The 12,930-nt window shown below is 34.9% G+C and carries 11 protein-coding genes; 3 read left to right on the top strand and 8 right to left on the bottom strand.

All coding sequences use genetic code 11. From position 1 onward, the window contains the following. Window positions 1-2 precede the first annotated feature (2 nt). The 3 genes from GQY27_RS12935 to GQY27_RS12925 form a co-directional block, all read right to left on the bottom strand. On the bottom strand, window positions 3-1,376 hold the full coding sequence (locus GQY27_RS12935; RefSeq protein WP_160035013.1) for a sensor histidine kinase: 1,374 nt from the start codon (window positions 1,374-1,376) through the stop codon (window positions 3-5). Then, complete coding sequence (locus GQY27_RS12930) at window positions 1,373-2,047, bottom strand: response regulator transcription factor (RefSeq protein ID WP_160035011.1); 675 nt, start codon at window positions 2,045-2,047, stop codon at window positions 1,373-1,375. The genes GQY27_RS12935 and GQY27_RS12930 overlap by 4 nt, the downstream gene beginning before the upstream one ends. Window positions 2,048-2,522: 475 nt before the next feature. Next, complete coding sequence (locus GQY27_RS12925) at window positions 2,523-3,761, bottom strand: stalk domain-containing protein (protein ID WP_160035009.1); 1,239 nt, start codon at window positions 3,759-3,761, stop codon at window positions 2,523-2,525. 401 nt (window positions 3,762-4,162) lie between these two features. Between GQY27_RS12925 and GQY27_RS12920 the strand changes: the two genes are divergently transcribed. Next, window positions 4,163-5,278 (top strand): hypothetical protein, encoded by a 1,116-nt coding sequence (locus GQY27_RS12920; protein WP_160035007.1) that lies wholly within the window; start codon window positions 4,163-4,165, stop codon window positions 5,276-5,278. A gap of 282 nt (window positions 5,279-5,560) precedes the next feature. Here GQY27_RS12920 and GQY27_RS12915 read toward each other — a convergent pair whose 3' ends face one another. The 5 genes from GQY27_RS12915 to GQY27_RS12895 all read right to left on the bottom strand — a co-directional run bounded on the left by GQY27_RS12915 (window position 5,561) and on the right by GQY27_RS12895 (window position 11,168). Continuing rightward, window positions 5,561-6,004: a DUF5412 family protein gene (locus GQY27_RS12915; protein ID WP_236570588.1), complete on the bottom strand. Its 444-nt coding sequence runs from the start codon at window positions 6,002-6,004 to the stop codon at window positions 5,561-5,563. Window positions 6,005-6,420: 416 nt separating this feature from the next. Then, a complete protein-coding gene (locus GQY27_RS12910) occupies window positions 6,421-7,263 on the bottom strand; it encodes a tyrosine-type recombinase/integrase (RefSeq protein ID WP_160035005.1) in 843 nt (280 codons plus the stop codon). Between the two features lie 1,677 nt (window positions 7,264-8,940). After that, a complete protein-coding gene (locus tag GQY27_RS12905) occupies window positions 8,941-9,663 on the bottom strand; it encodes a hypothetical protein (protein WP_160035003.1) in 723 nt (240 codons plus the stop codon). A 602-nt stretch (window positions 9,664-10,265) separates the two neighbouring features. Beyond that, the gene (locus GQY27_RS12900; RefSeq protein WP_160035001.1) at window positions 10,266-10,469 is read right to left on the bottom strand and encodes a hypothetical protein; all 204 of its coding nucleotides are present in this window, start codon (window positions 10,467-10,469) and stop codon (window positions 10,266-10,268) included. A 444-nt stretch (window positions 10,470-10,913) separates the two neighbouring features. Beyond that, window positions 10,914-11,168 carry a hypothetical protein gene (locus tag GQY27_RS12895; RefSeq protein ID WP_160034999.1) on the bottom strand — a complete coding sequence of 85 codons (255 nt, stop codon included), beginning with the start codon at window positions 11,166-11,168 and terminating at the stop codon, window positions 10,914-10,916. A gap of 358 nt (window positions 11,169-11,526) precedes the next feature. On the opposite strand from GQY27_RS12895, the gene GQY27_RS12890 reads away from it, so the two are divergent. Both GQY27_RS12890 and GQY27_RS12885 read left to right on the top strand, forming a co-directional pair. Continuing rightward, window positions 11,527-12,009, top strand: a complete 483-nt coding sequence (locus GQY27_RS12890) for a peptidoglycan-binding domain-containing protein (RefSeq protein ID WP_160034997.1) — start codon at window positions 11,527-11,529, stop codon at window positions 12,007-12,009. A gap of 30 nt (window positions 12,010-12,039) precedes the next feature. Then, a complete protein-coding gene (locus GQY27_RS12885) occupies window positions 12,040-12,651 on the top strand; it encodes a hypothetical protein (protein WP_160034995.1) in 612 nt (203 codons plus the stop codon). Window positions 12,652-12,930: the final 279 nt, after the last annotated feature.

The raw sequence follows: 12,930 nt of genomic DNA, 5'->3' as shown, positions 1-12,930 counted from the left end.
TGTTACAGTCTAAGATACACTCTAAAAGTCGTCCCAACTCCAAGCTCGGATTCCACCTGAATTCGGCCCTCATGAAGATCAATAATCTTCTTCGCAATCGATAATCCCAGTCCGCTGCCTTCATAGCGATTACGAGAAGCATCGGCTTTATAAAATCTCTCGAAGATCCGCTGTAAATCTTCTTTAGCCATCCCTTCTCCATAATCCTTAATCGCAACAACAGCATAGCCTCGTTCTCGGGTCATTGAAATTTCGATGCTGCCTCCTTCGGAAGAAAACTTCAGTGCATTATGAATCAGGTTAGTCCATACCTGACTGAGCTGATCTCGATCTGCCTGAATTACGAGCTCCTGCAAATGAAGATGAAAGGTAATCGACTTACTGGTCCATATCGGTTCCAAAGTTAAAATGACATCTCGCAGCTGACGATCAAGCCTGTATGCTTCAATCTGAAAAGGATGTTTATCTGAATCAAGAGATGACAGTTTCAGCAAATTGCGAATGAGCCTGGATAAACGTTCACTTTCCGTTTCAATAATACTTGCGTACCGAATTCGCTCTTTATCACTAAGTTCACTAATCGTGAGTGCCTGGGAGAAGCCGTGAATCGAAGTGAGCGGTGTCTGCATTTCATGAGATACATTGGATACAAAATCTTTGCGCATCTGTTCCAGTTGACCGAGTTCACTTGCCATAAGCTGAATGCTCTCTGCCAGCTCCCCAATCTCATCTCTGCGTTTCATACGAAGGTTGATTCTAAAATCGCCGCGGGCAATTTGCCTTGTAGCACTGGTCATCTTCTTCAGCGGGCTTACGAGAAAACGCGAAGCCATCAGGATAAGAAAACTGCCGACAAGCAAAGATGTCAAATTAATCATGGTATTATTCCGCCTAAAATTTTCACGCTGCGGTTTTAGATTAGGCTGTAAGAACATGGCGTATACCCCATCTGTCGTTTGTAAAGGTACACCAATCGCAACCGGGCGCATGGGACCTCCTTTTTGACTCTCCTCCTGGATAATCGCATTTGCTCCGCTCAGTACCGTGTTCACTTCTTCCGCATAATTCCCCTGTCTGATTGGTGGATTCTGCCCCTTATCTTCACTATCTATCGTTTGTCCATCCGGACCAACCAGTGTAATATGGAGCTCCCGTATGAGGCTTGAAGTCTGCTCAACAAATATAGATAAGTCTTCCGGCTGCCATGCATCATACAACTGCTGTACTTTCGCTCCTTCTTTCATCAGTTCAGCAGACATATCACGGTTTACATCCTTTTCAAACCAGCGAAAAGCGATGAATGATGAAATCAGTAAACTAATAACAGTGACTGCAATAAAAGTGAGAACAACCCGCACATACAAACTGCGAATCATACAAGTTCCTCGAGCCGATATCCAAGCCCCCGAATCGTGACAATTCGAAAACCCGTCTGATGATCAGGAAACCGCTCCCGCAGCCTTTTAATGTGAACATCTACCGTTCGCTCGTCTCCCTCGTAATCAATCCCCCAAATATCTTCAATGAGCTGCTCCCTTGTAAAGGTAATTCCTGAATAACTGGCCAGTTTATAGAGCAGTTCAAATTCCTTAAGAGGCAGTGTCACAGAAGACTGTTCCGATATCACTTGGAACGAAGGACGATCTAGTGTAAGACTCCCTACTTTTACCGTTTGATCCATGGAGACCCTGTATCTTTTGAGCAGAGCCTTTACTCTAACGACCAGCTCTTGAGGAGCAAAAGGCTTAACCATATAATCATCTGTACCGAGTTCAAAACCTTTCACTTTATCCTCAGTTTCTCCCTTAGCCGTAAGCATAAGAAGCGGAATATCGCTCCAAGCCCTTAGGTGACCGCAAAGTTCCCAGCCGTCCATACCCGGCATCATGATATCGATAATCACAAGATCAGGCTTCATGGAATCAAGCATGTGGAGTGCATCTTCTCCATCCTTTGCCTGATAGACATCTAAACCTTCTCGTTTCAGAAATAATTCAATTAGTTCTCGGATATGAGCCTCATCGTCAACCACCAAAATTTTAGCCATTATGTAAAAGTCCTCCCTATTACACGATTAAAGAAAATCAATAATACCCATGTTTAAGTAAAGCCTGTCTCATCAGCATCCCCCGTGAAAACCTAAAGTTTACTTTGTGAGCTGAAATTTATGTATTTTAATAGATGTATTCTAACAATGAGCAACCTAAATCATACCGAAAAATAATGAACTGAATATGAATTGGCTTATCCATTTTTGGATCTCGTAATTGGAGAGAAGGATTAGTCGGTAAACAAGCTTCTTCGCTTACTAAAATAACAAAGAAGACCCCTTCGCTAGCGAAGAGGTCTGTTGTGAAGCAGGTGATGGGATTCGAACCCACACGATCAGCTTGGAAGACTATAAAGTATCGGAATGACAAGATTTAAAATTGTGCCTTCCCCCTAGTCCCAAGCCAGGTACTCCACCAATCTGAACTACATCTCGGTATATAAAATGGTGCGTCCTATTATATAAGGCTAAACTACCTTGTTATAATAACAGTCTGTGATTCATTATCCCAAGTTACTTTTGCTCCTAAGGCTTCCGCTACGAATCTTATAGGAACCATGGTGCTGCCATTAATAATAGCTGGCTCAACGGATAGAGTTGCTTTCACCCCGTCAATATAGGCAAGTTTTGAACCAATTCGGAGAATAACTTCTTTGCTGCCTCTAGTTGCGGTTATCGTACTTGTTTTTTGATCCCACTTAACGTCTGCTCCTAAAGCTTCAAAAATATCTCTCATTGGAACACTAACATTACCTTGTTTCATTACAGGAGACTGATTGACTGCCAGCTCATTGCCATCAATAGTAACCATAATACTTTTGAGCTTTTTTATTTCGTTCTTTCCAGTTTCGTCATAAAACGTAATATTGACTCTATTTGCGCTCGTATCATCCACTACCATTCTCACATCATGAGTAGAATTACTAAACGCATAGCTTGATCTTGTTAGTATTTCCAACTCTTTTCCATCGGCGGTGAACGGAGTTACTTTCGTCAAGATCTGTTGCGACTTGGTACCATTTTTTATAACAGAAGTGAGAACAAGCTTTCCATCCTTTATATATAGTCCAGAATCAACCAAATAGGTCTTATCATCAACGAGCACGAGAAATTGCACTTTAGCGATATCATTAACTGCTTCAAATTCAATTTTGTATATTAAAACGGATTGTTCAAATGCATGACTTCCATCTGATTTCACTTCAACAACCTTACCATTTGTATTTAACCCTTTAGCGACTATATTCATTTTTTGTGATTTAGGTCCGTTTTTTATAGCAACCACAGCTTCAACATGGTCTTCGTGCTTAATAGTGGTTTGGGCTAAGATTTTATAGGGTTCTTCTGTCGCTCCTAGAGCCTGAATGTCTAGTTTGTTGAGCTCCTCCCCGTTGTCCATGGTTAATTGGAAAACGCTCGTATTGCCACTAAATATGTACTTACTAGTCTGTTTCATTTCTATGATGCTGCCTGCTTTGTCATAACCAATGACGAACAGTGAAACTTTCTCACCCTTTTGAACTCGTACGTCTGCGGTTACTTTCATTTTACCATCGATGATTTTGTTGTCGGAACGCAATAATTCAATATTCTTTGAGTCTGCTTTAGAAGCGGCATTTGCCAATTCAGGTGTCGGAAATACCATCATCAGCAGGAGAAATAATACAGTAGTTATGCTTACTACCATGCTCTTATTTTTCTGAATGATCATTTCGAGATTACCCCCATTAATTACTATATATTGTATGTTATTTACAATTATCACTAGAAACTAATGATTGTAAATAGTGGGAAAGAACCAATTAGTAATGTGATGGATATCAAAAAATAATAATATTTATCTAGCAAAAATATTTTTTAGTTCATTCGTTGCAAATTCTCACCAAAATTTGAGACTTTAGACGGAAACAACGAGATAAAAAGACGAAAGGAAAAAAATGAACTATTATTTGTAATATAGAAGGTAAAATAAAAGGAAGGTGGTGAATCAATGATTTTCTTGAAGAAAACAGGGGCTTGCATTAAAAGGTCATTCTCCTTTTTGAGTCGCTGTATTTATGAGATAACTTAGTTTTATGTAAAGAATATTAAATAAAATGAGAGGTAAATTAGATGGAGATTTTTCTTATAATTATCGGTAAGTTACTTTGTGTATTAGCTGTAGTTTGTTCTGTAACTGTATTAAAAAAACCGGATTTTTACTTGTTTTTAGGAGATAGTTTTAAAAAAATACGCTGTAATCTGACTATATTTATTGTCGTATTTGTTGGTTTTTTCATTGGAATGGGTTTTATTTTTGATCAAATTCGTTTTAAGAATGATTTTATTGTGAATAGAGAAGGAGAGTCCCTCACAAATTCATTAATTTATGTTCTGTTTAGTACTGAAAAGGACATTGAACATCTTGAAGTAATTGGGAATTCGATTATAACGTTATACGCTAGATACTCAATAATCAATTTCTTAGCATCGATAATCTTAAGCAGTATTTTATTTATTGTTAGTATACTATTCTTGTTAAGAATTTTTAAAATATTCGACCGTATACCAAGTATAGATGAATATCAAGTAGCAATTGAGAAATATAATAAAATATACAAATGGAACTATGTTAATGAGTCACTCGATTTAACCGATAAGGAAAGAAAAATGGTATTAGTATATTGCCGCACTACCTTTGCTGGTCTATCCGTTTTTCTGATAAACTTTGTCGTTATTTTGTACATATTCAATTTTATTACTATTAAATATATTTCAGAAAAAATTGTTATTACATTTGGAATTTTTAAAGGTACATATGAAAGTGATATTATAGTAACTAAAATGCCTTTTATTACAATTAAAACAACAGAGCTATGGATGATATTTTTGGCTATGGTAGTCATAGGTTTCGTATTCATAATGGTAGAGAAGCTATATAATATATGTAAATTTTTATTAAAACAGAATAGTTTTACATATAGTATATTAAATAAATTCTTAGATATTATAGGTATTGTAGGCGTAGCGGTTTTATCTATGATTAGTATAGTTTTGGTGTTATTAATTGTCCCTATATTTTTATTTTCGTCTTTGGGATCTGGAGGCACTACTAATTTTGAACAAGAAAATTATCAACATCCAGGATATAATTATATAAATGATTACTATCGCTCTGACGGTACACATGTCGAAGGACATTGGAAAACCAATCCCGATGAATATCTATGGAACAATTTAAGGCAATAATATTGCGTAAGGATTAATATAAATTTCAATCTTAGATTGTATGCTAAAAGTTTAAAAAAATCCGATCATTTGTAACAAGTACATGTAACCAAAATTAATAATTACATTCTATATAAAAGCCAAAGTACCCGACAACGGAACTTTGGCTTTTATATACTGCCTGACTAGAGCGACATGTTATAACTAGAGCATCGACATCCTATTTCTCTTTATATGTATTTCTATTTTAATAATTACACAGACAGTTAAATGAAGGGGAGTGGGAGCGTTGAGTAGAATCTATTAGTTTTGGTAACAAGTCTCATAGTCGTCTTTCATCAACAAACTTTTACAAGCCAAACCATTTTCGTGATAAATCTCTTTACCGATTTCTAATTCGATACTTCTATTCGAATTTGGATATTCAGGTTCGTCATTTAGAATATACAGCCTATTTTCACCGTTCCACTTCATATAAAAATTACTTTTTGCATCTCCATAATAAACAGTTTCTACTTTTTTCTCCTCATTATTGTATGTGACCTCAACCCATACATTAACTCCTCCAGCAGCACCACCATATGGTTCATAAAAAGCATTAGCCGTATATTTTTCTGTAGGTGATATTACGGGTCCAGGCCCGTTTTGAGTATATTTTTTATCAACCTCACTAAATGTAAAAAAATATACTTCATATGTGTAGATTAAAGATACTACAACAAACCCAGATAACGTTGCGATCAGCAACTTTTTAGGAAAATCTTTTTTCTTAATAAAAGAAATGAATATATTAGCACAGAAAAAAAAGAATAAAATAATCGTTATGAATAAAATTAAGAAACCCAATAAACGTAAAATAATTGCCCCTCCTTTCTTGATTTAACAATAATCATTCCAAATCAATATAATTTCACAACAAGAAAAGTTTCCCACTTACGAGGAGAATTCTCTTCGTCTTCTTACTGTAAAGGAGTTCTTTTCATCGGAACACTTGATTCTCTCACAATCAGTCTTGGTTCAAACCCTACTTAAGTATTATTAAGGGCTGCTGTCTTTATCTTTTTGTTATTAATGACTCATTGCAACGAATAATCTTATGTTGGTATCCATTTTTTCTTATGGAAGAAGCCAGGTTGGGTCTCTTAAATATAATCTGCCCCTTGCTAAAAAAAACGACGATACAATTCTCTCCGACGCTCTCCACGAAGCTGAGCATAAATTTGCGTAGTTGACGATTTTTCATGACCCAGCATACCTTGGATAAACTCTAATGGTGCCCCGTTATCAAGCAGCTGGCATGCATAAGTATGTCGGAATCGATGAGGATACACATTAGCCTCCACGGCTCCGCGATCTGCCAATCGCTTTAATACCCACCTTAAGGTTGGTATGGCCATTCGCTTAACAGGATGGGTGTCCGTCACAAACAAGGCTTTACAGGAATCTTCTCGACTTGCCAAATACCTCTTCAACCATACTTTACACTCCGTGGTGAAGTAAACTTCTCTTTGCTTTGAACCTTTCCCATTTACAATGGCTGAGCAATTCTCCAAGTTCAAATCCTCCGTATTTAATTTCTCAACCTCTCCAATCCGGCAACCCGTACTGTAAAGAAACTCTAGTAGTGCTCTTTCTCTATGAGTCTGACAAGAAATCTTTAGATGAATCACATCTTCCTCCATCAAAAATTTAGGAATTCGCTTATCCATCTTAGGCTCACGTAATTTAAATGAAGGATTTGTCGGTAAATAGGCTTCCTCATATGCATAACGGAATAAGGATCGTACAAAACGAATGCGGTGGCCTAAACTACTAGGCTTTAATCTATTGGATTGCTTTGTTAAATACTCCTTTAATAGGATAAGAGTTACCTCGGAGATATCTAAATCCCCAAGATCTGTAACCAACAGCCTAAGCTGTAATGCATATGCTTTCAATGTATTTGGGCTAAACCCCTGAATTTGCTTATCTGCCTCGTAATGATGCCAAAGTTCACTTAAAATCATAATATAACCTCCTACTAGAGCAATTAATTCTAGTTTGCTACTAATAGAAGAATTATAAACAGTAGATTCAACTAAAGTTTTCTCGTTAGTTCAATCACCTACCTGTGAAAATCATGATAAAATATATTAACTGGAAGGGAGAGAAAATATTATTGTTTATTATTAGCGGAGTCATATTATTTGTTTTTGTTTTATCAATCCCAATATCTAGACTAATAAAGTCGAGAGCAATGGACCATATTATAGAAAATATTGGATTAACATTAATAGCCGGAGTAAATTTAATCAATCTAAATGGTGACATACCTGACATCTTACTTTATTCTCTATTGGTGGCAGCAATAATAGTTTTGCTTTTCTTAGTCATTGAAATATTTAGACATAGATCCAAAGATCAATAAAATTTTCAAACCATATGCAACTAACGTTTTTTCGTTAGGAACGAAGATAGTCATTATAGTCAGCTTCTGTAAATTCACATTTTTTACTTGGCTTTCATTTTTATAGAACTTTATAGGATGTTGGTGTTCTAGTTATTCTTCAAATCATAGATTGCGAGTATTATTATTGCAGCTATCACTAGTAAACAACAGATTGCTAACAAGGCTAAACATGAAAAAAGGATGAGTTTAAATACTTTGTTACTCATCTTTTTGATGTTCATTTTGTTCACTCCCTAATCTATCTAATTAAATTAATGTCCGATTTTTGATCAACTGCATACTTGTTCTTTTGAGCTTAATGTAATTCCCTCATTTGATATGTTGTTAATTTACATAAATTTAAGCTAATCAATATATCGCACCTAATTTTCTCTTGTTTTGTTTAATTGGTTAGATGACCATTATATATCCATTGATTTCCGATTTTCACAAAATCCATATAGATAGCAACATTTCCATCATCCACTCTTGCCAAAATACCTTAAAATTTATTCTCGCCCACTGATTAATAAGCACGATATTGTATACGTTTCGGCCTGTTTATCCCACTTCACTTCAGGGATCGACTATGCTGCTAGGGTTTCGTAGTCTTTATTATACATAGCATTAAATATACTGAATAAATGGATTTTCTTCAGAATTGCCACAAGCAGCCAATACGAAAGAGAAAGATAAACAACATACAAATTTTCTCTTCATATACCTACTTGTTACGCATGACCTATATCTTTATTAACAAGTAATGGGCAAGTTTAGTTACACTAATCTGCCGGTTTGCATACTCAAAGGGAGCAGCTGCTAACTGGCAAGCTGATCCGTGCTGTGTTCAACTATCGTTTACTCGTTAGTTGATTAATAAAACGTTACCTTGTCTTAGCTTATTCTCGGTTAATCTAGCACTTTTCCAAAACAAGTCTATTAGGGTAAATCCATATTGTTGTATGATTCGAAAGGGAGTTTTATGATTTCTCAATTAGTTTACATGCATTAAGTTAAAACATACCGTAAAATATCTTTCATACTTTTCTCTTGTTTAGTTGGTTAGATGACCATTATATAGCTATTGATAGGGAATTTTAACAAAATTCGTATAGATGGCAATATTCCCATCATCTACTCTTGCCAAGAATACTTGAATTTCATTTTTTTCACCCACTGGTTCAAAACTATCAATTTGTGAATATACATGTGATTTCATAAAAAAAGAAGCCCATTAGGGACTTCTTATGAAAATCTATTTTTTAGCAGCTTTAAAACCAAAATAACAGACTAAAGGAATAACAGAAACAAAAGTGATTGCTTTAACATATTTAAATGCTACCGTATCTGACTTCCCAGAGGTTGTTGCACGCTCTACATTTTCTTTTTGGGAAGTATAATCGGGTTTAATCAGTTTAGCATACCAAAATTCATTTATATGTTCGGTTGTTTTTAAATTATGGAGATTGAATAATTCCTCTGAGTGAATTCCAAAGTTTACCAAATCAGTAATTTCATAAACGTAAAGATCTCTATTGTCTTTATCTAAGAGATAGATTTTTAATATCTCTCCATTTTGGTCTGGATTTATAAGAGAAATGTTTTCCTTTGAGTTTCTTTCAAATCCAAAGTAAATAACATTAAATCTATGTGTTGTATCTTCTAATTCTCCAATTAGTTTCCCAGGGTATTCGGCTTTTGTCAATTCTCCCTCTAAACTAAACGGAATAGAACCATTGGTATTAGTTACTGTGCCTGATAAAGTTATATTTTCCGAAATAATTGCTGTATTAATAATTAGTTTAGATAGGCTGAAGTCATTGTTTGATAGCTGACTTCCCGATGGATCCAAATTTTTATAATATCTGCCAACTACTTCTTCAAAATTTTGTTGATTTTCTTCAGCTAATACCAAAGGATTACTAGCAAGCATCAGCATCAGTAAAGAAAAAGCAATAGATAATAATTTTTTTATCATTTTACTAACTCCTCATATTTGTGATTTTAATCCTCTCTCTTTCCTCTCTTTTAATTAGTTTCTTTGTGTGTTAAAGGTTAGTGCTTCTGACTCTTAGAAATCTGAACAAAATAAATGAAGAAACTATACATAAAACGGAAATAATTATTTCTGTTCCAATAAACCTTAATATGTACCTTGACACTCCATCCATGTATATTTTTCTCTCTAAATAATACTAGAGAAGTATATCACGTCATCGTTACGCTTAGCAGTTATAATTTACCAATATTAATATTATGATTCATTAGGGAATAGTATTAACAAAGACGCATTCATTCTTAAAACATCTAAGTTATACTTTTTATACCAACCTATTGAACATACCTAACAAAGTTACCTCTGTCATTTTTGTTCCAACCCATGCAGCAACATTTCCTGCAATTATTCAACCATATATCCGCTTTTTTATGCATACAATAGGCTCAATATACAATACCAGCTACCACACATTTAATGAGCTATACTGCCGGTTTGCATAACTAAAAGGGAGCAGTTTCCAACTGGTAAGCTGCTCCCTGCTGTATTCATCTAACGTTTTTTCGTTAGTTCAAATGAATAGTTCATTTTTTTAATTGAGTAATTTTTCTTAGAATTACTGCTGTACAGACAGATATAACACTAGCTAAGTATAAAAGAGCGTATGCTATAGCAGCATAATTTATTAGTTCAGCTTCAATACCGGATCTTGTAAGAACTAAAATAATGGCAAAGCCAACAACAAAAACGACAAAACCCAATAGAGCATTTTTAATAACTTCTTTCACAAATTAACCTCCTAGGTTTATACCAGTTCCCAGCTACCTATACTACCCCGAACAGCCTAATCGACTGTAATCTTATTCGTCTAAAGTTTTACGTAGGCTTATAGTCAAACGGATTTATATTTTATTAAACTTTCTTTTGTAATCGTGAACTAATAAATTTCCCCTTCCAATTTTTACTTAATCGTAGATTCTAACATATCGTCTGTTTATAACTATAGGTTAAAATATGGAAATGCGATTAAAATTGTAGGTTTCATTATTAATCCATGCAAAGTAAATATGGGTCCTAAACTGTCCAGGAGCTTAAAGAAAAAGCAACCGGTCTATTGATCGGCTGCTTACTTGTTCTAATTGAACTAATGTTTTATCGTTAGTTCAAGAAGAATGGATTTTTCCCTAAAAACACAGTATTACATATCGACAGCTTTTGTTAAAGGGATAACTTCAAACAGACTTCTTTATTCCTTTACTTAGCCCAATAATTAATAAAACTAGTCCAAGTATCAAGAAAATCCCTACAAATAGATTATCAAACACACCAGGCATAGCTGGTTCAGTTGTATAAGATCCAGACCCGTTTATTTTTACTGGAGCCGATTCACCAATCCATTTAAAAACTGCAATAAATCTTTCTAATGTGAACAATATGCCACTTAATGCAATCAGTCCCAGACCAGATATAAAACTGCTCTTCCACATTTGTTGTCACCTCGCTTGAAATTAATTATAAAACTAATTGACTAACAATACCATTTGGTATCATACAATGGCGATTATCGCAATAACTTATTGCACTATTCTGCCGAGTAGCTTAAAGAAAAGACGTTAGAATATAATTAGCTATTTGTCTAATAAGAAACAATAGAAATAGATCGTAGCAAATGAAAGTATTGCGCTGTCATATTGGCTTTGATCAAGCACTTACGTTATTTCCATAAATATTAATTTTATTTTCCAAAATATTCTTGACATATTATTAATATTTTAATAAAGTGTATATCTATTCCATCACAACAAAATAAGTGTTATGACATCAAGAATTGGAGAGAATTATTTAATGGTTATTGCAAAAAAAACGAGGTACACAGCACTATTATCTTCAGTAATGTTGGTCGGAAGTTTGTTGATTGCAGGAAATGCTAGCGCTGAAATCTTTACTATCTATCCGACGCTGAGTTCAGGTTCTTCTGGTGGATATGTAGAGTCTTTACAAGCAAATCTATGGTCTTCAGGATTAAAGTCAACAGTAGGTGATATTGACGGGAAATATGGTAGTGGTACTGGTACAGCTGTGAAATCCTATCAATCAAATGCAGGACTTACTGCTGATGGTATTGCTGGTCCAGCTACTTGGAAAAGTATGAACAAATATGTTGTTAATGTTGGGTATGATCAATTTTATTATAGACATTCTGGTAGCACTACTTTTGAAACTTTTTACAGATCAACACCTAACGGAGACGGGTATGATTGGAGATATGATTTGCGTTATAAGAGCAACCAATACGTAGTGAAAACGGGCATTGTATACTCATATTAAAAATTCAAAGTATAAAGGAGAAAAATGAAAATGAAGAAAAAAATACTTTCCACTAGTCTTGCTGCTGCCTTACTTCTTGGAGGAGTTTACACTTTTAATGCATACGCCAGTGATGAAACAATAACTAAAACAACTACATCTGAAGTTAAACAAACTTCTGATGTTTCTGCTGACTACTCTTACACAACTACTCCTTTACTAGAGGCGGATCATGCTGGAAATCATATACCTTTGGACTTGGTGAATAAACCTCTTTCTAGTAATACTATTTCTAAGGCGGTAGTTTCAGAAATTAGTGAAAATCCAATTGTTGATTTGAACGCTCTGGCAACTGATTATGGTAATGAAGTCCAAACAAGAGTTGATTATAAATTGAAAAGTGGTTCTGAGATTCAAATTTTCCAAAACGATATACAGGGAACTCCAGAATCTACAGTAGAAATGTTCAAAAACTCTGACCTTTATGCTTCTTCAGAAATCTATGTAGAGGAAATCAACGGCCATAAAGCAGTAATTGTAGATGGCGAACCAAGAAAAGTCGTAAATTTAGTATCTAACGATCATCTCTATGTTATTTTTTCAGTAGACCTTGATGTGAGTGCTGATTATCTAAAAGAGGTAGCAAAGCAAATCATAGAGTAGTAACATTCTGTGTGATGTAACCGTATTATATTCCTCTGAACTCTTTGATTATTTGATCAAATATCAAAGTAAAATAAAGACAATAAACCCCTTGGCATTATGCTGAGGGGTTTATTGTCTTTATTCGCCATGATAAGGTATACCTTTTGTCCAACTAAACTATCCTGCCGCTTGCAACTACCCACTGGCAAGTTGCTCCCTGCTGTGTTCAACTATCGTTTCTTCGTTAGTTGAATCACTCAGCTTTTTGTGTTCCCAATTGGATATCTACAAATGGTA

This window comes from Paenibacillus sp. An7, from assembly GCF_009870785.1.
Classification (GTDB): domain Bacteria; phylum Bacillota; class Bacilli; order Paenibacillales; family Paenibacillaceae; genus Paenibacillus.
Note: the sequence above shows the minus strand (reverse complement) of the source record. Positions and strands in the feature narration are given on the sequence as shown.